Origin of the sequence: Pleomorphomonas sp. NRK KF1 (genome assembly GCF_023721755.1) — a bacterium.
Classification (GTDB): Bacteria; Pseudomonadota; Alphaproteobacteria; order Rhizobiales; family Pleomorphomonadaceae; genus Pleomorphomonas.
On sequence record NZ_JAMDLH010000006.1, the window covers coordinates 46,281 to 67,287 of the forward strand.

The window sequence follows — 21,007 nt, forward strand, 5'->3', positions numbered from 1 at the left end:
TGGCGATTCGGAGATCACTCTCCCGAGAGCGCCGCCACGACCTCGTAACCGTCGCCGCGACAAAAGGCCCGGCTGATCTCGACCGCACGACCACCCGCCGTGTAGCTGACTCGTTCCACGCGCATGGCCGGCGTTCCCTCAGGCAGTTCGAGCAGCCCGGCCTCCACCGCCCCGAGCGCCACAGCCCTAAACCTCTCGACACCGCGCGTCGCCGGCAGTCCGGCATTGGCCAGTGCCGCCGCTGGAGAGACCGTGGCGGTCTCCACGTCAACGGACGCCGCCGGCAGCGTCGTGAGTTCCAGAATCCGCGGGCGCCCCTCCACGCAGTGGAGGCGATAGAGCCGAAGGACGCGCTCTCCAGGCCCGAGCCCCAGCGTCATTGCCTCCGGAGCTGATGGTGGCCCGGTCAGGCGGTCGACAAGCCGGGTCTCAACAGACTCGCCCTTTTCCGCCAACTCGTCGGCGTGGGAGCGCAGCACCGTTTGACGTCTGTGAGCCGCGTCTGAAGGCCGCGCCTCCTCTTTTCCGGCCGCGCCTCCGCCAGCAACCGTCGATCCGCCCCCCGGCCGCGTGGTTACAAGGCCCTCTGCCACGAGAGGCGCCATTGCCTGCCGAACGGTGATGCGAGAGATGGAAAGGCCAGCCGCTATCGCCCGTTCGGACGGCAGCGGCATGCCTGCCACGAGACGCCCGCTGGAAATGGCAGCCCTGAGAGCCACCTCTAGGCAGCGGCAAAGCGGCGCGTCGCCACCGCGTTCGCGCCAATCCTGACCGACCACCCGGGTGAAGGGCTCCATCATGCGTTGGCATCCCTTCTCGCGAGACTGAGCGCGCCGTCCAGGGCATCTCCGGCAGGTTCGGCGACAAGATTGGTCAGTCGGGGAGATAGTCGCGGCAGATAGCTTGAGGCGAGGCCGCCCATCAAAGCGATCCGATCGACGCCTTCAGCGGCAAGACGCGCGATCAGAGCCTCGATTTCAGCCACGGCGGTGGCAACGATCGCGGCGGCAACGGGATCTCCGGCATCGGCATGATCGAAGACGACCGGCGCAAGAACCGCCCAGTCGGTCGGACGCGCCGCCTTGCCGAAAGCCGACAGAGCCATTGCCGATCCACCCAAACGATCGAAAAGCATCGCCGTCATCGGAGACGAAGCAGCAAGCCCCTCGTGGGCTTCAAGTGTTCGACGCGCCGCGTTCCTGCCGATCACCGCGCCGGAGCCACCATCGGAGAGAGCCGATCCCCAGCCACCGAAGCGGATGCGTCGATCGCCCAGCCGGCCATAAGCCTGGCTCCCCGTGCCGACGATCACAACACCTCCATCACCGCCGCCAAATGCGCCCTCAAGAGCGATCTCAGCGTCGGTGACGACCCGCAGGCGACCGAATCCGAACGGAGCATTGGAGAGCCGAGCAGCCGTTTCGGGGTTCGCGGCACCGGCGGCGCCGATCACCGCCACGACATCGGCTCGATCGAACATTGCAAGGCCAGAGGTGGTGAAGGCCATTTTCGCCGCCGCTTCGAACGCCGTCATGGCACCGTCAGGATCGTTGCCGACATTGGCCGGGCCTGCGCAGCCCTCGCCCAACCGGCGCCCCGCACCGTCAGCAAGGCGGGCCCGCGCATGACTGCCGCCTCCGTCCATGCCGAGAAAAAGCCGCCCCATGATGCCCCGCCGCCGTCTTCGAAGACGCTTCCCATAACCCGAAGCCAAGCAAAGACCGTCTCCCGCCGGCTGGCAATCGGTCTCAATGCGGTATCAACGACTATCTCCGTGGGCAGCCCGGACAGACCGGCTGAGTCGGCAGGATTCCCGAGGAATGGCTTGTTCTGGAACGACGGCTTGAGTCCGTCTGATGAGTCCGGAATGGAGTCCAAAAGTGAGTCCGAAGCGGAGTCCAATCTGATGGTCGGGCTCAAATGAAAGAGTCCGGATGGCAGGCGCTTATCGGTCGAGCCCGGCGATTAGGAGATATTTTTTCTCAACATATTCGTCGATACCGTGATGCGAGCCCTCACGCCCGTTACCGCTCTCCTTGACCCCGCCGAACGGCACCAGCTCCGAGGAAATGGCGCCGGAGTTGATTCCGACCATGCCCGCCTGCAGCCCCTCGGCCACGCGGAAGATGCGGCCGACGTCGCGGGCATAGAAGTAGGAAGCGAGGCCGAACTCGGTGTCGTTGGCGAGCCGGATTGCTTCCTCCTCGGTGTCGAAGCGGAACACGGGGGCAAGCGGCCCGAACGTTTCCTCGCGGGCGACAGCCATTTCGGCGGTGACACCGGTGAGCACGGTCGGCTCGAAAAAGCTGCCGCCGAGCGACGACCGCGCACCGCCGGTTATCACCTTCGCCCCTTTCGAAAGGGCGTCGGCAACGTGCGCCTCGACCTTCTCCACCGCCTTGGCGTTGACGAGCGGCCCCTGCGTCACGCCGGGAGCGCGGCCGTCGCCGAGCTTCAGTGCCTTCACCGCCGCCGTGAGCTTCTCCACGAAAGCGTCGTGGATACCTGCCTGGGCATAGAGACGATTGGCGCAGACGCAGGTCTGGCCCATGTTGCGGAACTTGGAGGCCATCACCCCCTCGATCGCGGCGTCGAGATCGGCGTCATCAAAGACGATGAAAGGCGCGTTGCCGCCGAGCTCGGTGTAGACCTTCTTCACGGTGCCAGCACACTGGACGATCAGCTTCTTGCCGACCTCAGTCGAGCCGGTAAAGGAGACGACGCGCACCGCCGGGTGACTGGTCAGGACATCGCCGATCACCGAGGACTTGCCCGTGACGACGTTGAGAGCGCCCTTCGGCAGACCGGCGCGGGCCGCGAGGCGGGCAAGCGCCAAGGCGGTCAGCGGCGTTTCGGAGGCGGGCTTTACCACCGCCGTACAACCGGCGGCAAGGGCCGGCGCCACCTTGCGGGTAATCATCGCCGCCGGGAAGTTCCAGGGGGTTATGGCGGCCACGACGCCGGCCGCCTCGCGAATCACCAGAACTCGCGCCCCATCCTTCGGCGAGGGCAGCGTTTCACCGGCAATGCGCTTGGCCTCCTCGGCGTAGAACTCGACGTAGCCGGCAGCGTAGTCGATCTCGCCCAAGGCCTCGGCGAGCGGCTTGCCCTGCTCGGAGGTCATGATGAGGGCCAAGTCGTCACGGTGCTCAATCATGAGGTCGTACCAGCGACGCAGGAGACGCGATCGCTCCTTGGCCAAAAGCCTCTTCCAGGCCGGCAGGGCACGTTCCGCCGCCTCGACAGCCCGCGTCGTGCCGGCCGCATCGGTGAGCGGCACGCGCCCGACCACGGCACCGGTCGAAGGATCGGTCACGTCGAGCGCGGGAGTGCCGACGAACTCACCATCGATCAGGCAAGCTTCCACGAGAAGCGAGGGATCCTTGAGCTGTAGCGTCATGGCAGCGGCCTTTCTTGCTTTGTGGCAGTGCGGCTCGGCCTTGCCGGTCGTGCAATGCCTCAGACAACGTCCCGACCGGCAAAGTCCGGTGCCGCGTTGATCGGCAGATGCAGCAGCGCGCCTTCGTCGTTGACGGCGCCAAGACGGCCGAGCAGACGTAACATATGGGCAGGCACTGGCGCCTGTGCCAGGATCGGCGGCTTCTTGCGATAATAAGGAAGCTCCAGCTGACGGGCATGGAGATGAAGGTTTCGATCGACGGACCGCGCGGCATCACCGCCGTAGACACCGTCACCGACGATGGGACAGCCGAGATGGGCCATGTGGACGCGAAGTTGATGGGTACGACCGGTGCGCGGCATCAGATCGACCACTGTCAGACGGTCCCCCCGCGCAATCACCCTGTAGTCGGTGACCGACGGTTGCCCCGATGGGTCGACCTTCATCCACCAGGAGCGCTTTTCGTGTGAAACCTTGGCGAGCGGCGCGTCCACGCGCCCCTCGTCGCCGGGCAGATGGCCGAGAACAACGGCAAGATAGGTTTTCTGCGCCTTCTGTCCCGCGAAGATTTCGCCGAGCTCACGAACGGCGCGGCGGTGTCGCCCCAGTGCCAGGCAGCCGGACGTGTCCTTGTCGAGGCGATGGCCAAGCTGCGGCGGGTTGGGCAGGCCGAACTGCAAGGCGGGAAAGTGCTGGTCGAGAGTCTCGCCGCCACCGAAGCCGGCATGCACGGGAATGCCCGCGGGCTTGTCGACGATGAGGACGGAGCCATCACGGTAGAGAATGCGGGCAATCAACTCGTCGTCGGTCATGAAAAAATCCGGTGCCCGGCGATATTGCGCCGTCACGGCTTCATAACCCGAAGGGCGAAGGAAGCGAAGTCAATTCACCTCGCCCAGTAGCGTCGCCGTGTTGCAGGCGGCGCCAGCCGCCACCACGTCCATCTTTCCGGGCACGATGCCGAAGGTCGCGAAGATGCTGGACAAAACGGCATCGACGGGCTTGACGCTACCAGCGATCAGCCGTGCGATTTCGTCGCGCACGCCGCCCTCCGACATCACGCCCCGCGCGTTGCCCTCCAGCGACACCAGCACTTGCGTCTCGGTGGCCAGTCGCTCCAGCCGGTTGCTGAAGTCGATGGGTGCCCGGAGACTGGCAACCGTGTCTCCGGCTCCAGGACGGAAAACCATGTCGACCGGCGGATCCTCGGCGAAGGAGGAACGTCCCTTGCCCCAGGCCGTCAGGCCGCCAGCGGCGAGAAGCCGAACATAGTCCGACGCGCCGGCCGGCGACGCCGTAGTCTCGGCGGCAAATGCCACGCTCGCCCGGACTGGTCGGCCAGTAACGGCCACTTCCGGGCCAGCCGGGCCACAGACGATACGTCGGATGCGCGCATCCCCGGAACTCAGCGTGACCTCAAGGGGCAGCTCCAAGGCATCGGCGCCCGGAATGGCGAGTCCGCTGACGATGAAGCGCGTGGCTATGCGAATGCTGGGAATGCCGACGACGCCATCCTCACCGCCAATCAGCACTGCCGCCGAGGCCTTTTCCGACACCATCGTCAGACTAACCGCATCGATGCCGGTAGTTGGTGACCTCAACTCGACGCTGATGGCGCCCTGCGCGAGACGGGCGCGCATGACCGCCTGGATGAACTCCAGGGGACGGAGCGGCGAGGCAAGCGTCAGGTCGACCCCCTCTCCGCCAAGACTGATCACGCCGGAGAACGGCAAGGTCGTCTCGTCCGGCGCTCCACTACCGGCGAGGCGGCGGAGAAGTTCCAGGATGCCCGCGGCTTCCGCCGAACTCCTGGCACTGTCGCGATAGAGGGAAGCGAGCGCTGTCAGCAACTCGGCCGGCGTGAACGACGCTTCGGCCACCGCCGCCACATCGGCTTCGGTGCCGCCATCGCGCTTGGCGAGGATATGGCCGAGTTCCGTCACGAGATCGGCGACGCGAAATGTCGCTTGACCGAGCATGGTCCGCTCGCCGACGGTAAGCGCACCGGTCGCCCCGAACAGGCGCGCCTCGATGGCCGAGGGCACCATGGGCAGCTCCGGCATGGCCGTCGTCCGTTCTGTAAGCGCGGCGACGCCCGCCCGCGACGCCATGGCCGTTGCGACGATGGTTCTGCGCCCCAAACCGACTGGCGTGCCGAGCAAACTGCGAGCGGTTGCCGAAACGGTGACACGTACGACCTCGCCCGGCCCTTCGACAAAGACGAGGCCGGATGGTCCAGGCAGCGCTTTGCCCCGCTCTGTCGTGACGACAATGTCGGCACCGTTCGCGAGAGCTCTGGCAGCGTTGGCCGCAGCCGCAATCGGAGCCTCCGGCACCTTCGCGGCCGCCAGAGCCGCAATGGCGGCGGCTTCGCCGGCAAACCGGCGGGTCTCGGACACGCGGATCCAATCGGTCGCCACGATCAAAGACAGCGCGCCAAGCACGACGACGCCGGCTACGGCGCCTGCGGCAACCGGCCTCGGTAAGGAGCGGAAGGGTCCGGAGAAGCTTCTGAGCAACAAATCTGGAAAGACCAATGGCGGGGTTTGCGCGACTATTGCCCGAATTATCTTCCGAGCGGTTAACTCGTCCGCGAAAGAGTCCGCCAACTTAAGTTTTTGCCGGACTGTACCCGTGCGGACCTGACAAAACGGCGCCAACGGCCTATGGATGACACGGCGCAGGAAACGCCCAACGAGTCCCCGAAGCTGCGGTATCGCGGCTGGACGAGGACCGACACAGTTCTGTTGTCACGCATCCGCTCGCTCCCATAGAAAACTTGGGTTCGCAAGGGGATGCGTCAGGAGGAAACATGCTCAAGGCCATCGATCCGCTTCTCAATCCCGACCTTCTCTACGTGCTGGCTTCCATGGGCCACGGCGATACGATCGCCATCGTCGACAGCAACTTCCCCATTCATTCGGTGGCGCAGGAGACCGTTTACGGCCATCCGCTGCGTCTCGACGGCGTATCGGCGCCGCGCGCGGCCCGGGCGGTGCTATCGGTCCTGCCGCTCGACACCTTCATCCCCACCGCCGCTTTCCGCATGGAAGTCGTGGGAGAGCCGGAAAAGTGGACCGACGTTCAGCACGAGTTCCAGCAAGAAGTCTTCGATGCCGAGGGACCGACCTTCAAACTGGGAGGCATCGAGCGCTTCGCCTTTTACGAGGCGGCCAAGAAGTCGTTTGCCGTGCTTCAGACCGGCGAGGGACGCCTCTATGGTTGCTTCCTCCTCACCAAGGGCGTGATTCCGCCGAAGGCCTGACATCGAGCGCCCGAAGCGGCCGAGATATCGCTTTCACGTGTTTCCCCACGATCCGACGCAATCGGAAAGACCCGAGTGTTTCGTCGCGGACGGCCTCGGCTTCTTCGCAAGTCGACAAGAGACCAACGACATGACCGATACCCAGAAATCCGGCGTTGCCATTCTCGGCATCTTTGCCGTCGACGTCACGTTCCTCGCTCCCCGCTTGCCGGCCATCGGCGAAACGCTGGCCGGTTCCGGTTTCGTCATGGGTCCCGGCGGCAAGGGGTCCAACCAGGCGGTCGCGGCGGCGCGGGCCGGCGGCAAGGTCAGCTTCATCACCAAGATCGGCCAGGACGCCTTTGGTGACATCGGTCTCAAGACCTGGGCCGAGGCCGGCGCCACCGCCCGCGTTCAGCGGATCGACACCCACCCGACCGGTTCGGCCTTCATCTTCGTCAACGACGCCAACGGCCAGAACGCCATCATCGTCTATGCCGGCGCGTCGGGCACGCTCTCGCCTGCCGATCTCGACCTCGAGCAGGAGACGATCGCCGGGGCGAAAGTGTTCGTGACGCAACTCGAGCAGCCGATCGACGCCGCCCTGCGCGGTCTCCAAATTGCCCGCGACGCCGGCACGATCACCGTGTTCAACCCGGCACCGGCCACGGCCTTCCCGGACGAGATCTATCGCCTCTCCGACTATATCGCGCCCAATGAAACGGAAGCGGCCATGCTGACCGGCATTGCGCCGGGAACGGTGGACGACGCCCGCAAGGCAGGCGACGTCCTTCTCGCCAAGGGGGCCAGGAACGCGTTGATCACGCTCGGCGGCAATGGCGTTCTGCTGCATAACGCGACGCAATCGGTGCATCTGCCGGCGCGCGCTGCCGGCGAAGTGATCGATACCACAGGAGCCGGCGACGCTTTCCTCGGCGGCTTCTCCGCGGCGCTTTCCAAGGGGCTAGATCCGGTCGAAGCGACTCGCTACGGCTCGGCGACGGCCGGCATTTCGGTGACGCGGCGCGGAGCAGCCGCGTCGATGCCAACGGCAACCGAGATCGAAGCCTTCCTCAAGGGCTGACGAAGGCCCTCATCTGGGGAACAACGGCTTCAGCGTGCGATAAAGATCGCGATAGAGCGGCAGGCGGGCGGCAAGCGCCGCCTGCCGTTCGGCATTGGGCAGGATGACGTCGCGCAACTCCGGCTTGACGCAGACCTCGGCGACGGTCTCGCCGGTTACCGCCAGCCGAGCAAGGCGTGCGACGCCGAAAGCCGGGCCACGCTCGCCTCCGGCGTAACGCCGGATCGGACGGCCAAGGGCGCTTGCCACCACCTCCATGACGAAGCGACCACGACTGCCGCCACCGACGGCGGCCAGCGTCGACGGTACCGGACCGGCGGTTTCCAGGGCTGCCACGGCATCGACGAGCGTGAAGGCCATGCCCTCGACAGCCGCTTGCAGAAGATCGATACCGTCGGTGCCGCCGTCCATGCCGAAGAACACGCCGCGCGCCGCCGGATCGTCGTGCGGCGTCCGTTCGCCTTGCAGATATGGAAGGAAGGTAACCGGGGAAATGGCCCGTCCCCGCTCCGCCACGGCCTCAAGCGCTGCGCCGAGGTCGGGCACTCCGATAACGCCGGCCGTCCAGGCCATGACCGAAGCGCCGTTGAGCATCGCCGCCATCTGAAACCATCGGCCGGGGAGGGCATGGGCGAAAGCATGCACCAGAGCGGCGGGATTGGGTCGATAATCGGCAGTCGTGAGAAACAGCTGGCTCGAGGTGCCGAGCGAAATGAAGGCGTCGCCGTCGGCAACCGCGCCGATACCGATGCCGGCGGCAGAGGCATCGCCGGCGCCGGCGACGACCGGGATGCCTTCGGGAAGGCCGGTGGCTGCAGCCGCGGCGGCAGTAATCCGGCCTGAGATATCCGGTCCTTCGAGAAGACGCGGCAGCTGTTCGAGACGCAGCCCGACCGCCTCGACGATGGTCGCAGACCATTGCCGCTTCGCCTCGTCGAGGAGAAGGCTGCCGGCGGCGTCGCACATGTCGGTGGCAAACTCGCCTGTCAGCTGGAGACGCACCCAGTCTTTCGGCAACAATACGCGTCTGGTCGCCGCGAGTGCGTCGGGTTCGTTGTGGCGCAACCAGGCAATCTTCGGGGCGAGAAAGCCTGCCATGGCGGGAACGCCTGCGATCTCGCCGAGATCGGGCATGGCCGCATTGAGCGCGATCGCCTCGGTGGCGGCTCGCCCATCGTTCCAAAGGATGGCCGGACGGATGGGCCTGTCGTCGTCGCCGACCAAGACCGCCCCGTGCATCTGGCCGGAGAGCCCCACGGCCGTGACGCGCCCCAGCACGCCGGGCATCGCAGCGGACATTTCGGCGAGCGCCTGTTGCACGGCTTGCCACCAGATGTCCGGATGCTGCTCGGACCAGCCGGGCGCGGGTCTGCTGGTGGTGAGCGCCACTTCGGCGCCGGCCACCGGCCTCTCACCTGAATCGACAATCAGGGCCTTTACGGCCGACGTGCCGATATCGATCCCCAGGAAACAAGCGTCGTCCACAGTCCCCTCCCGTTCCTTCCGGCATTCGGTCTAGCCCGCCGAACCGGGAGCCACCAGCCCTGCGCCGTACACCGTTGGTCGAGGTTGTGATCACTGGCGGCCAGCCGGCTCGCGACGGCGACCGGAACGTGATATGAGGAGCCAATTGTATCGTTTCATATCGGGAGGTTTACGTGGCGGAACGAGATATCGAGGCACTTCTCGATGCCATGACGTTGGAGGAGCAGGTGTCGTTGCTTGCCGGCGCCGACTTCTGGACGACGGTGGCGATACCGCGGCTCGGCATTCCAGCCATCAAGGTGTCGGACGGCCCCAATGGCGCTCGAGGCGGCGGCTCGCTCGTCGGTGGCGTCAAGGCCGCGAGTTTCCCCGTCGGTATAGCCCTTGGCGCAAGTTGGAACCCGGCGCTGGTCGAGGAAATCGGCGGAGCGCTCGCCGAGGAAGCGCGCTCGAAGGGGGCCTCGGTGCTGCTTGCGCCCACCATCAACATCCAGCGATCCGCCGTGAACGGCCGCAATTTCGAATGCTACTCGGAAGACCCCTATGTCGCGGCGGAGCTCGCAACCGCCTATGTGACGGGCCTGCAGAAAGGTGGAGTCGGTGCCACCGTCAAGCACTTCGTCGGCAATGAATCCGAGATTCAGCGGACGACCATGAGTTCGGACATCGGCGACCGCGCGTTGCGCGAGATCTATCTGCCGCCCTTCGAAGCCGCTGTGAAAACGGCTGGCGCCTTCGCGGTCATGAGCTCCTACAACCGTCTGAACGGGACCTTCACCTCAGAACACAAGGTGCTTCTGGGCGACCTTCTGAAGGACGAGTGGGGCTTTTCCGGCATCGTCATGTCCGACTGGTTCGGCTCCCATTCGACCGCGCCAACCGTCGAGGCCGGTTTGGATCTCGAAATGCCCGGCCCGACGCGCGATCGCGGCGACAAACTGGTTGCCGCGGTGGAGGCGGGAGAAGTCGCGGCGGAGAAAGTGCGGGAGGCGGCGCGCCGCGTGCTGAAGCTGATCGAGCGTGTCGGCGGCTTCGACGCACCCGACATTCCGGCCGAGCGCGCCATCGACAAGCCGGCGCATCGAGCACTGATCCGCAGGGCAGGCGCCGAAGCCATCGTGCTCCTCAAGAACGATGGCATTCTGCCGCTCGATCTCAACGGCCGGACGATTGCCGCGATCGGCCCCAACGCCGAGGCGGCACAGATCATGGGTGGCGGCAGTGCCCAGCTCAATCCTCACTATGCCGTTTCACCGGCCGACGGCCTTCGCGTTCTCACGTCCGAAAACCAGTTGCGAGCCACGCCCGGCGTGACCGCAAACCGGCTGATGCCACTGATTGCCGGCCCCTTCGAGGTCGACGTTTACGGGCGGCCCGATTTCACAGGCCCCGTCGTCGAACATCAAAGCCATCCGCTCGGCGAAGTAATGTGGTTCAACGAGGTCGCGCCAGGCGTTGCCGACGCCGATTTCTCGTTGAGGGCTACAACTCGCTTCACGCCGACTGAGTCGGCCGAGCATGTCTTCGGCCTCGTCAGCGTCGGACCAAGCCGGCTGATCGTCGACGGGAAGACCGTGGTCGATCTGCGGGACGACTGGGCGCCGGGCGACAACTATTTCGAGTGCGGAAATCGCGAAGCGCGCGGATCAATCGCGCTGGAAGCGGGGCGCGCGGTCGACGTCGTCGTCGAATATCGCTTCGTGCAGGCCATCGCTCTCAATCTCAAGGCCATTCGCGTCGGTGTCGCCGTGCCACTGGGGGACAAGGCTTTCGCGGATGCCGTCGAACTCGCCCGCGTCTCCGATGTCGCCATCGTCTATGCCGGCCGCTCGGGCGAATGGGACACGGAAGGCAATGACCTTCCCGGCATCGAACTGCCGGGCCGACAGGATGAACTGATTGCCGCCGTCGCTGCCGCCAATGCCAACACCGTTGTCGTGCTGCAGACCGGCGGACCGGTGGCCATGCCCTGGCTCGACAAGGTGCGGGCGGTGATCGAGGCCTGGTATCCGGGACAGGAAGCCGGCAACGCAATTGCCGACGTGCTGACCGGTGCCGCCGAGCCGGGCGGGCGACTCGCCCAGACATTTCCTCGGCACATCAAGGACACACCTGTCGAAACCGGCGATCCGCTGACCTACCCCGGGCAAGACGGTCACGTCGTCTATCGAGAAGGTGTGTTTGTCGGCTACCGACATTATGAGAGAGCCGGCATCGAACCGCTGTTCCCGTTCGGACACGGCCTCAGCTACACCCGCTTCGACTGGGAGGCCCCGACCGTGGACCGACCGTCATTCGATGGAGAGGGAAACGTCACCGTTCGCGTCCGGGTGACCAACTGCGGCGAACGTTCAGGCTCGGAGGTGGTACAGCTCTATGTGGCGCCGCTAGCCGACCGCGTCGACCGGCCGGTCAAGGAGCTGAGGGCCTTCGCCAAGCTTCAGATCGCACCTGGCAAAACGGCAGACGCCGTGATGGCGCTTTCGGCACGCGCGTTCTCGTATTTCGATACGGAGCGAAACGCCTTCGTCTCGGACAAGGGGCGCTACCGGTTGATCGCCGCCTCTTCCTCGGCCGCGCCGCGCGGCAGCGTTGACATCGAACTGACGCACGAAGTCGTCGAAGCGGTGCAAGCTCGCTTCCACCCCTGAGGTGACCATCGAGGGAAAAGAAAAACCCGGACTTGGCCTGGCCATGTCCGGGTTGGCAAGTCTGCAACCTTGCGGCTGCAGTAACCGAGAGGCGTGCTTTCGGAAAGTGAGCTGGGTTTCCGTCGGCTCGATGTTGACGTTATGCCCCGGTCTCCGTAGTCGTGCCAGCGGCAATCGCCGCCCGGCAGCCAAGTCTTGCCAAGTCGTGAACGAGATCCGCCTACCCCTGTTATTTTTGACGATGACAGCTAGAAAGCGGCAAGCTTACTTGGGCCAATTTGCCTAAATTTCGGCCTCCTGGAGGCAATAGGGTGAATATTATCTTTATGCCTTCAATAGAATAGAACACAACCAAGTTCACATCCGTTTCTCATGCTCATTTTCTGAAGCTTCATGTTTCCCGGATACGTTATCTCTCAGAAAAATCCGCATGGAAACCGACATGAAGCTCCTCCTGGTCGACGACAACCCAAGTAATCTGTTCATGCTCGGCAAACTGGCGCAGAGCTCCGGCATTGCCGACGTGCAGTCGTTTCGCGACCCCTTGCAGGCACTCGACGAGGCCCGGCGGACCCAGTTCGACCTGATCATCGTCGACTACATGATGCCGGGCATTGATGGGCTCACGCTCATCCGCGAGGTGCGCAGCCTTCCAGACTATGTCGATGTGCCCATTGTCATGGTCACCACCGTGGACCAGCGGGAGATCTGCTACGCCGCGCTCGAAGCCGGCGCCACCGACTTTCTGACCAAGCCCGTCGACATGGCCGAGGCCAAGGCTCGGCTCCGCAATCTCGCCATGCTGCGAGAAATGCAGAACAAGCTCCGCGATCGCGCCGACTGGCTGCAAACCGAGGTACAGAAGGCCACCTACGACCGATCGGGCCTCGAAGAAGAGATCATCTTGCGCCTTGCTCGCGCCGTCGAGCGCCGCGATCCCTCGATCGGCAGTCACCTTGTACGCGTCGCCCGCACGGCCCGCGAGCTAGCCGAGGAGCTCGGTCAGGCCGAACCCTATTGCCAGGATCTCTACATCGCCTCGCTGATGCATGACATCGGCAAGCTCGGCCTGTCCGACGACCTCCTCTACAAATCCGGCCCCTATACGACCGAGGAGCGGCGCCGAATGCAGGAACACACGCTGATCGGCGGCGAAATCCTCGAAGGCTCGAAATCGCGTGTCATCCGCCTCGCTGCCGAGATCGCCGAGACCCACCACGAATTCTGGAACGGCTCAGGTTATCCACGCGGCCTCAAGGAGACGGCGATCCCGCTCGCCGGGCGCATTGTCGCCGTTGCCGACGTGTTCGATGCTCTGACCTCCGAGCGGCCTTACAAAGCCGCGTGGACGGCCGAAGAGGCTGCCAAGTATATCGCCGACAACTCCGGCCAACAGTTCGATCCCGAGGTCGCGAGGGCGTTCTCGCTGCGCTACTTCCGCATACTGAAGATTCGGGAACAAGGCGGAGCGCCCTTCGGCTTCGCCGCCTGACCTTCACCGTCGTTTCCTGCCGGACGATCCATCGTGACGACCACCACTCCTTTTTCATCCGGACCTGGAGCCGGGATGCGTGCCGGAAAGTCCACGGTACAAGACCGTCCGCTCAGGGGCGCGCTCCTCTACGTCGTCGTCGGTTTCCTTTTCCTCGTCTCCGCCGTCGCCGTCTTCACCATCCTGATCCGCCAACAAGCCGACGTGGCGAATCTCGAGGAGACGCGCACGCTTGCCGCTGCCTATCGGCTCGATAGGGCCGCCGAGAAACTGCTGCGCTCGGTGGAAACGGCCCGACGGGAGCCTTCGGAGGCCAATGCACAGACGGTCATAGCGCGCTTTGTGCTGTTCGGCGCCACGGCGCGCGACTTCATGACAACCGCCCCCGATCGCACCGGCATCGACGCAGTAACGAAGATCGTTACTGACGCCAGGACATTCGTCGATCGTCTGGACGGCGCACGGAAGATGGACCTTCAGGCCCTCGATGCCCTCGGCACCCGCCTGAGCGATCTTCCCACCATCACGTCGCGGCAGGCCGCCTTCGCAGAAGCGGCGGAGACGGCGGCGCGCAGCGAGGAGCGGATGCTGCGCGAGAAGCTCTACCGCGTGCTTGTCGTCCTCGTCGGCGCGCTGACGCTTTCCATGTGCATCTTCATCTTCAGCCTGATCCGGCAGATCCGCGAAATCTGGAGTTCGCGGCTGCGCCTCGAAGCGATGGCTGCCGAACTCAAGCAGGCCGTCGCCGCCGCCGAAGCGGCAAATCAGGCGAAATCGGCCTTTCTCGCGACCATGAGTCACGAGATCCGCACGCCGATCAACGGTGTCCTCGGCATGGCGCATCTGCTCAAGGACACGCGACTCGATGCCGAGCAGCGCGGTTTTGCCACCAACATCGAGACCTGCGGACGCAGCCTGATCGCCCTCGTCAACGACATCCTCGATTTCTCCAAGCTGGAAGCCGGTTCCTTCGACGTCGATAAGGTCATTTTCGACCCGGTTGGCACGGCAGAGGCGGCCATGTCCATGGTTGAGGCGTCCGTCCGCGAGAAGGGGCTCGTCGCCGTGCTGGCGCCCGAGATCGCCATGAGCGCCCGCTATTCAGGCGACTCGACGCGCGTCCGCCAGGTGTTGATCAATTTCCTTTCCAACGCCGTCAAATTCACCGAGAGCGGCCTGATTGCCGTGCGAATCCGCGAAGTGGGCGGCGGCGAGAGGCCGATCCTGCGTTTCGAGGTGGAAGATACGGGAACCGGCATTTCCGAAGAGGGGCAGAAGCGCCTGTTCAAGGAGTTCTCGCAGGTCGATGCGTCGATCACCCGTCGCTTCGGAGGGACTGGCCTCGGGCTCGCCATCAGCCGGCGCATCGTCGAGGGACTGGGTGGGACCATCGGCGTCAAGAGCCGCGAAGGGCGGGGGTCCACCTTCTTCTTCGAACTACCGCTTGAGCGGGCCGAAGCGGCCGATGTCGATCCGGCTCCGTTGCACGGCGCCAGTGTTTGGGTGAAAGGGCGAACCCCCACCGAAACCGCTGCAATCGCCGCCACCTTTGCCTATTTCGGGGCCGCTGCCACGGACAGCGAGAGCGGCGCCGACATTGCGATCGTCGTCACGCCGCTGCCCCCCGATCATCAGCGAGCCCGCCTCGACATCGCCTTCTCGCAAACGGCCCCCCGTGTCGCCGGCAAGCCGGGCCGTCCTGCCAACACATTGACGCCGGCCATTGTCGCCGCTTCGATCGCCGGAAGCCTCACGACGGAAGACAAGCGTCGCGCCCCCGGCGAAGATGCCGCCGTACCGAAAGGACTGAGGGTGCTGGTGGTCGAGGACAACCGCATCAATCAACAGGTGGCGCTACGCCTTCTCTCCCGCCTCGGCATCGAAGCCGCACTGGCCGAGAATGGCGCCGAGGCGCTGGCCATGGTCAATGCGCGCGATTTCGACATCGTGTTCATGGACATGCAGATGCCTGTGATGGATGGGCTCGAGGCGACGCGGGCCATCCGCCGATCGAGCGGGCGCGGCCGCAACGTGCCGATCGTCGCCATGACCGCCAACGCCTTTGCCGCCGATCGCGAGGCATGCCGCAAGGCCGGCATGACCGGCTTCCTGCCCAAGCCCGTCGAACGGGACGATCTGCTTTCCGTTCTCGCTGCCCTGCCCGAGGGTAAGGTGCCCGTGACGCGGCCGACGACTTCCTCTGGAGAGGCTGCGCGCGGGGAGGCGGTCAATCGTCGCCGGATCGACGCCCTTCTGCGCGAGCTCGGTCCGGAGGATACGGCGTTCCTGCTCGATTCCTTTGCCACCGACGTCGCGAGCCTGCTCGCCGACCTGTCGGCGGCGCTTGAACGCGGCGACGCGGAACTCGCCAAGCGCAGCCTGCATACGCTGAAGGGCGCATCGGCCAACGTCGGCTTCGACGACCTGTCGCGGCAGGCGGCCGCGTTGATGGCCGAGCTGCCCGATCCGGACGTCGGCGCCCTTGGCAAGCTCATGATGACCATCGCTGGAGCCGGCAGCGTCGTCGCCGGTCTCAAGGCGGGGTTCGCCAGGACACCCCAGGCCAATGAGGTGGAGACCGTTCAGTAGGCCTCGGTGAGTGCCCGCCGCTTGGCGACGGCGTCGAGCGCCTTGAGATCGGTCAGAAGCGGCGCGATCCACGGCAGCGGCAACATGTTGGGTCCGTCCGACGGCGCCCGGTCCGGGTCGTCGTGCGCTTCGATGAACACGGCCGAGCATCCGACCGCGACCGCCGCCCTGGCTAGCGCCGGAGCAAAGACCCGCTTTCCGCCCGATGACGAACCGCGGCCGCCGGGCTCCTGCACCGAATGAGTTGCATCGAAGACCACCGGATAGCCGGTTTCGGCCATGGTCGGCAGCCCGCGGAAATCGGTGACCAAGGCGCCGTAGCCGAAGGATGTGCCGCGATCGGTGAGGAGAATGCGTTCGTTGCCGGTCGAGGCCACCTTGTCGGCAACGTTCTGCATGTCCCACGGAGCCAGGAACTGGCCCTTCTTGATGTTGACCGCCTTGCCGGTCTCGCCAGCGGCGATCAGGAGATCGGTCTGCCGGCAGAGAAAGGCCGGAATTTGCAAGACGTCGACGACTTCGCCCGCCCGGCGCGTCTGCTCGATGTCGTGGACGTCGGTGAGGACAGGGCACCCCAGGCGGTCGCGTATCTCGGCGAGGATGGACAGGCCAGCCTCAATGCCAACCCCACGCGTCCCCTTCAGCGACGTGCGGTTGGCCTTGTCATAGGAGGCCTTGAACACGAAAGGCACGCCGGCCGCCTTGGCCGTGTCTGCCAGGAAGGCAGCAATCTTCATCGCGTGTTCGCGGCTCTCGATCTGGCATGGACCGGCGATCAGCACGAAGGGAGCGGTGTTGTCGAAGGTGACGGAGCCGACGGTGACGGCTTTTTGCGGCGTGGCGACGGCCATGGGCGGGGAACCTTTCCGAAGGGGTGACGCCCGGCCTTGAAGTGGCCGGGCGCGGCGCATTCTGCTCAGCGCTGGATGTTGCGGCCAGCCAGCGACTTTTCCCAGGCCAGCGCATGGCCGACGATGGTGTCGAGATCGTCGAGCTTGGGCTGCCAGCCGGTGATGGACCGCAACCGGCTGGAGTCGGCGACCAATGACGGCGGATCACCGGCGCGACGCGGCGCCATGCGAACGGGGAAGTTCACACCGGAGACGCGCTTGACGGCGTCGATCACCTCGAGCACGGAGAAGCCATGGCCGTAGCCGGCGTTGGCAACGAACGTGTCGCCTCCGTCCATCAGATGCTTGAGCGCCAACACGTGCGCCTCGATCAGATCGCTCACGTGGATGTAGTCCCTGAGGCAGGTGCCATCCGGCGTGGGATAGTCGGTGCCGAAGACGTCCATGCCGTCGCGCTGGCCGAGGGCGGCCTGGGCGGCGATCTTGATGAGGTGGGTGGCGCGCTTGCTCGACTGGCCCGTGCGGCCCTTCGGATCGGCGCCAGCGACGTTGAAATAGCGCAGCGCGGCGTAGCGGAAGCCGTAGGCGACAGCGCTGTCACGCAGCATGATCTCGGTCATCCACTTGGACGAGCCATAGGGCGAAACCGGTCCGAGCGGCACCTTCTCGTCGATCAAGTCGACGCCGGGTTCGCCATAGACGGCTGCCGTCGAGGAGAACAGGAAGGCCTTGACCTTGCCGCGCACGGCTGCCGCGATCAACGAGCGCGACTTCACGGTGTTGTTCTCGTAATAGGACAGCGGATCGGTCACCGAGTCGGGAACCACGATCGACCCGGCGAAATGGGCGACGGCGGTGATGCCGTGATCGGCGATCAGCTTGTCGACCAGATCGCCGTCGCCGATGTCGCCGACGACCAGCGTCGCCGCGCCGGGAATGACGGCATCGTAGCCGGTCGAAAGGTTGTCGAGCACGACAACGCTCTCGCCGCGGTCGACGAGGGCATGAACCATGTGGCTGCCAATATAGCCGGCGCCACCGGTCACCAGAATGGACATGGAGAACTCCTCGGATCCTGTCGGCGCCTTTTCGAGGGCACCGGAAGCGAGACTTCTCTATCGCCCGTTTGGCTTTGCTTTTCCAGTGGGGGGATACCGAGGAGGCGCATTTGTCCGTCGAGGACATGGCCATCGAAATTCATGTGCACATTTTCAGCCAGCAGGGGAAATTAACGGCTCGTTAACTACTTTTTTCGCAGTTTCCTGCATATTTTTCAATGTCCGCGGTGAAGATGCGATTCGATAGCCGGGGCCGGAGAGGGAAGAGGATCGTTCATGGCTCGACTGTCGGGGCCGTTCATTCCAGCCATCGAAGACGCGGCGATGCGGCGCCTCCGTCTCGTCGACGCGTCGGATACCGGCGTGGAACGGCGGGCGATCACCGTTCTTCATATCGGTGACACGCCGGAGGATACCTTTCTGATCGGCCGTCTCGTCGGTGCGCTGCCCAGTTTCGCCGCCACTTTCGTTGCCGCCGGCACACGCGAGGCGGCGCTTTCGGCACTGTCGCGCCAGCCTTGCGACGTCGTGCTCTGCGAGTTCTGGATGGCCGGTCGCACCACCATGGCGCTGATCGACGAGATCAAGAGGGTTTCCGACGTACCGGTGATCCTGACCTCGGCGCTCGACAACGACGACATCGAACTGATCGGTCGCCGGGCCGGTGCCGACGGGCTGTTGACCAAGAGCGATCTCGCGGTGGCAACGCTCGACAGGATTTTCTCGACTTTGCTTCCCCGACGCCAGGCCTCGCGCGGCGATGCGGCGGCGATGCTCAGGGCGCTGATGTCCAACCTCTATGCGGCCGGACTTGCGCTTCGCCCGCAGCGAGGCAACAACCGGACGGCGGACCAGGAGGCCAGGCGAACCGCCCTCGCCCGTTCGATCGCCGACCTTGAAGCCGCCAGCCGGTTCGGCGCCGGCGTTCAGCGCTTCGACGCCATTCCCTTTTTCGTCGATGCGGTGAAGAAGCAAGATCTGAGGGCCGAGGCGGGGGGCAACGTCACTTTCCTTGCTCCCTCGCTGCCGCTGCCGATCGAGACCAGTCCGACGCTCTATGCCGATCTCGTCGAAGGCTTTCTTGCGGAAGCGGGCGATGCGGCGGCGGCAGGAGGCGCGGCCACGGTTTCGCTCAGGGCTTCAGCCGGCAGACTTATCGCCACGGTTCGCCGGTCAGGCAGAGAGCCCATTGCGACGGACGCCGAAGCGCGGGCAGCGGCTGCCGAGCGGCGTTTGCTGATTGAGGGGCTGGCACGAGCTTGCGGTGGCGTGGTGACCTTCTCGGCCAGGAACGGACACGTCCTGGAAGTGCCGCTTCGCCTTTCCTCCCCTTCCGGCTGAATCTGGTCTTGGCCCCCGTTCCGCTTGATCTGGGCGCATCCTGCTCAAGCGGTTCGGCCTACCGGGCGGGCGTTTCCGTCAGGCTCCTCCCGGAAGATCCGAAGCTGACGGAAATGCCATCAGGCGTCGACGGAAGTCTCGGCCGTGACCTCCAGAACATGGAGATGGTGGGAGCGATTGTCCCGCCCCGTCCAGTCGATGCTCTGGCCGGCCGTCAGGCCGATCAGGGCTGCGCCGACCGGCGTCAGCACCGAAATGCGCCCCTGTTCGATATCGGCGTCGCCCGGATAGACGAGACGAACGATCCTTGGCTCGGCTCCGTCCAGGCTGAAGCGCACGACCGCGCCCATGCGCACCGTTCCTTCTGCCAGACGATCGTCTGCGACGACGCGCGCCCGATCAAGCTCCGCGGCCAACTGGTCGGCGGCGGCGGCATCACGGTCGGCAAGCGCGTCGGCGAGATTTGCAAGACGCTCGTGATCCGAACGGGCAAGCGTGATGGCCGGCGGGCGCCGCCGGCGTGTGGCGGTAGTCATGTTCGTTCCTCCAAAGAATAACGTCCCGCCTTCAGGCGGATCTGATTTGAGAAAGATTTAGGCTGAGTGTCGCGCTACGCTGGCTGTCGAAAAACCGGCGTCAGTGCCTCACGGCCTGCGCGCGACAATGCGGGACCGTGAGATCAGTATCCCCCGAGGGGATAGATCCTGCAAAGCACTCGAAGATGATCGGTCCGCGGTTCCATGTCCGGAAAGATCGGCATTTGGACGGCCAAAGTCAAGCCGAGGAACGGTCAACCGGTCAGAACGGCGTCCGCGAGCGGATGGCCGCCGTGAGCGTGCCCTCGTCGAGATAGTCGAGTTCTCCGCCGACCGGCACGCCGTGGGCAAGGCGCGTCACCTTGACGCCGAGGCCGTCGAGGCGGTCCGTCACGTAGTGTGCGGTCGTCTGACCGTCGACGGTGGCGTTGACGGCGAGAATGATTTCTTTGACCGCCGGATCGGACGCCCGCTCGACGAGACCGGCGATGTCGAGATCGTCAGGGCCAATGCCGGAAAGCGGCGACAACACACCGCCGAGCACGTGATAGCGGGCATTGACGGCGCCCGCCCGTTCCAATGCCCAGAGGTCGGCAACGTCCTCCACCACGACGATCACCGAGCCGTCTCGCGTCGGGTCGGTACAGACGGCGCAGGGATCGGCGGTGTCCACGTTGCCGCAAACCGAACAGACGCGCACGCGGTCATGGACGGTCCGCATGGCATCGGTGAGCGGCGCGAGGAGTTGGTCGCGCTTCTTGACGAGCTGCAGCGCCGCGCGACGGGCCGAACGCGGCCCGAGTCCGGGCAGACGGGCAAGGAGCTGGATCAGCCGCTCGATTTCCGGACCTGTGACGCGTCGGACCAAGGCGATCTCCGCTCCAAGCACGGCCACCCAAACGGCAAGATCGTCCGGACAGTCCCGTGCGTCGCAAAACCTGTCAGAAGGGCAGCTTGAAACCCGGGGGCAGCGGCAGCTTGCCGGTGACCGCCTGCATGCGCTCGGCAACAAGGGCGTCGACATGCGCCTTTGCATCGGTGAAGGCGGCAACGATCAGGTCTTCGACGATCTCGGCCTCCTCCGGCTTCAACAGCGAGGGATCGATGCGAAGCCCCTTCATCTCGCCCTTGCCGGTGACGGTGACCGAAACGAGACCGCCGCCGGAGGTGCCGGTTGCCTCGGTCCTGGCGATTTCCTCCTGCGCTTCGGCCATGCGGGCCTGAAGCGCCTGAGCTTCCTTCATCATCTTGCCGATGTCGCCGAACATGTCTCTTC

17 protein-coding genes are annotated in these 21,007 nt (G+C 65.1%); 6 read left to right on the forward strand and 11 right to left on the reverse strand.

The window, feature by feature from the left end; genetic code table 11:
* Nucleotides 1-14 precede the first annotated feature (14 nt).
* The 5 genes from M4J39_RS15440 to M4J39_RS15460 form a co-directional block, all read right to left on the reverse strand.
* Nucleotides 15-800, reverse strand: a complete 786-nt coding sequence (locus M4J39_RS15440) for a GntR family transcriptional regulator (protein ID WP_251729303.1) — start codon at nucleotides 798-800, stop codon at nucleotides 15-17.
* A complete protein-coding gene (locus M4J39_RS15445) occupies nucleotides 797-1,666 on the reverse strand; it encodes a BadF/BadG/BcrA/BcrD ATPase family protein (RefSeq protein WP_251729304.1) in 870 nt (289 codons plus the stop codon). Before M4J39_RS15445 ends, M4J39_RS15440 begins: the two co-directional genes overlap by 4 nt.
* 279 nt (nucleotides 1,667-1,945) lie before the next feature.
* Nucleotides 1,946-3,400, reverse strand: a complete 1,455-nt coding sequence (locus M4J39_RS15450) for an NAD-dependent succinate-semialdehyde dehydrogenase (protein ID WP_251729305.1) — start codon at nucleotides 3,398-3,400, stop codon at nucleotides 1,946-1,948.
* Between the two features lie 59 nt (nucleotides 3,401-3,459).
* Nucleotides 3,460-4,212 (reverse strand): RluA family pseudouridine synthase, encoded by a 753-nt coding sequence (locus M4J39_RS15455; RefSeq protein WP_251729306.1) that lies wholly within the window; start codon nucleotides 4,210-4,212, stop codon nucleotides 3,460-3,462.
* Nucleotides 4,213-4,281: 69 nt separating this feature from the next.
* Nucleotides 4,282-5,799 carry a hypothetical protein gene (locus tag M4J39_RS15460; protein WP_251729307.1) on the reverse strand — a complete coding sequence of 506 codons (1,518 nt, stop codon included), beginning with the start codon at nucleotides 5,797-5,799 and terminating at the stop codon, nucleotides 4,282-4,284.
* A gap of 413 nt (nucleotides 5,800-6,212) precedes the next feature.
* Between M4J39_RS15460 and M4J39_RS15465 the strand changes: the two genes are divergently transcribed.
* Nucleotides 6,213-6,665 (forward strand): RbsD/FucU family protein, encoded by a 453-nt coding sequence (locus tag M4J39_RS15465; RefSeq protein WP_251729308.1) that lies wholly within the window; start codon nucleotides 6,213-6,215, stop codon nucleotides 6,663-6,665.
* Between the two features lie 130 nt (nucleotides 6,666-6,795).
* Nucleotides 6,796-7,728 carry a ribokinase gene (rbsK, locus tag M4J39_RS15470; RefSeq protein WP_251729309.1) on the forward strand — a complete coding sequence of 311 codons (933 nt, stop codon included), beginning with the start codon at nucleotides 6,796-6,798 and terminating at the stop codon, nucleotides 7,726-7,728.
* 9 nt (nucleotides 7,729-7,737) lie between these two features.
* Here the strand turns inward: rbsK and xylB are convergent, their stop codons facing one another.
* On the reverse strand, nucleotides 7,738-9,213 hold the full coding sequence (gene xylB, locus M4J39_RS15475) for a xylulokinase (protein WP_251729310.1): 1,476 nt from the start codon (nucleotides 9,211-9,213) through the stop codon (nucleotides 7,738-7,740).
* Nucleotides 9,214-9,422: 209 nt separating this feature from the next.
* On the opposite strand from xylB, the gene M4J39_RS15480 reads away from it, so the two are divergent.
* The 3 genes from M4J39_RS15480 (at nucleotide 9,423) to M4J39_RS15490 (ending at nucleotide 15,945) form a co-directional block, all read left to right on the forward strand.
* The gene (locus M4J39_RS15480) at nucleotides 9,423-11,864 is read left to right on the forward strand and encodes a glycoside hydrolase family 3 protein (RefSeq protein ID WP_251729555.1); all 2,442 of its coding nucleotides are present in this window, start codon (nucleotides 9,423-9,425) and stop codon (nucleotides 11,862-11,864) included.
* 442 nt (nucleotides 11,865-12,306) lie between these two features.
* On the forward strand, nucleotides 12,307-13,356 hold the full coding sequence (locus tag M4J39_RS15485) for an HD domain-containing phosphohydrolase (RefSeq protein WP_251729311.1): 1,050 nt from the start codon (nucleotides 12,307-12,309) through the stop codon (nucleotides 13,354-13,356).
* A gap of 75 nt (nucleotides 13,357-13,431) precedes the next feature.
* Nucleotides 13,432-15,945 carry an ATP-binding protein gene (locus tag M4J39_RS15490; RefSeq protein WP_251729312.1) on the forward strand — a complete coding sequence of 838 codons (2,514 nt, stop codon included), beginning with the start codon at nucleotides 13,432-13,434 and terminating at the stop codon, nucleotides 15,943-15,945.
* Here M4J39_RS15490 and kdsA read toward each other — a convergent pair.
* Together kdsA and galE are read right to left on the reverse strand one after the other, a co-directional pair.
* Nucleotides 15,939-16,796 (reverse strand): 3-deoxy-8-phosphooctulonate synthase, encoded by an 858-nt coding sequence (gene kdsA / locus M4J39_RS15495; protein WP_251729313.1) that lies wholly within the window; start codon nucleotides 16,794-16,796, stop codon nucleotides 15,939-15,941. The genes M4J39_RS15490 and kdsA overlap by 7 nt on opposite strands.
* A 65-nt stretch (nucleotides 16,797-16,861) precedes the next feature.
* Entirely contained in the window at nucleotides 16,862-17,854 is a 993-nt protein-coding gene (gene galE, locus M4J39_RS15500; protein ID WP_251729314.1) for a UDP-glucose 4-epimerase GalE, read from the reverse strand.
* A gap of 276 nt (nucleotides 17,855-18,130) precedes the next feature.
* On the opposite strand from galE, the gene M4J39_RS15505 reads away from it, so the two are divergent.
* On the forward strand, nucleotides 18,131-19,195 hold the full coding sequence (locus M4J39_RS15505) for a two-component system response regulator (protein ID WP_251729315.1): 1,065 nt from the start codon (nucleotides 18,131-18,133) through the stop codon (nucleotides 19,193-19,195).
* Nucleotides 19,196-19,314: 119 nt separating this feature from the next.
* On the opposite strand, the gene rnk is transcribed toward M4J39_RS15505, so the two are convergent.
* From rnk to M4J39_RS15520, 3 genes are all read right to left on the reverse strand, one after another.
* Nucleotides 19,315-19,731: a nucleoside diphosphate kinase regulator gene (rnk, locus tag M4J39_RS15510; protein WP_251729316.1), complete on the reverse strand. Its 417-nt coding sequence runs from the start codon at nucleotides 19,729-19,731 to the stop codon at nucleotides 19,315-19,317.
* A gap of 262 nt (nucleotides 19,732-19,993) precedes the next feature.
* A complete protein-coding gene (gene recR / locus M4J39_RS15515; RefSeq protein WP_251729317.1) occupies nucleotides 19,994-20,599 on the reverse strand; it encodes a recombination mediator RecR in 606 nt (201 codons plus the stop codon).
* A 73-nt stretch (nucleotides 20,600-20,672) separates the two neighbouring features.
* Nucleotides 20,673-20,999 (reverse strand): YbaB/EbfC family nucleoid-associated protein, encoded by a 327-nt coding sequence (locus tag M4J39_RS15520; protein WP_251729318.1) that lies wholly within the window; start codon nucleotides 20,997-20,999, stop codon nucleotides 20,673-20,675.
* Nucleotides 21,000-21,007 lie beyond the last annotated feature (8 nt).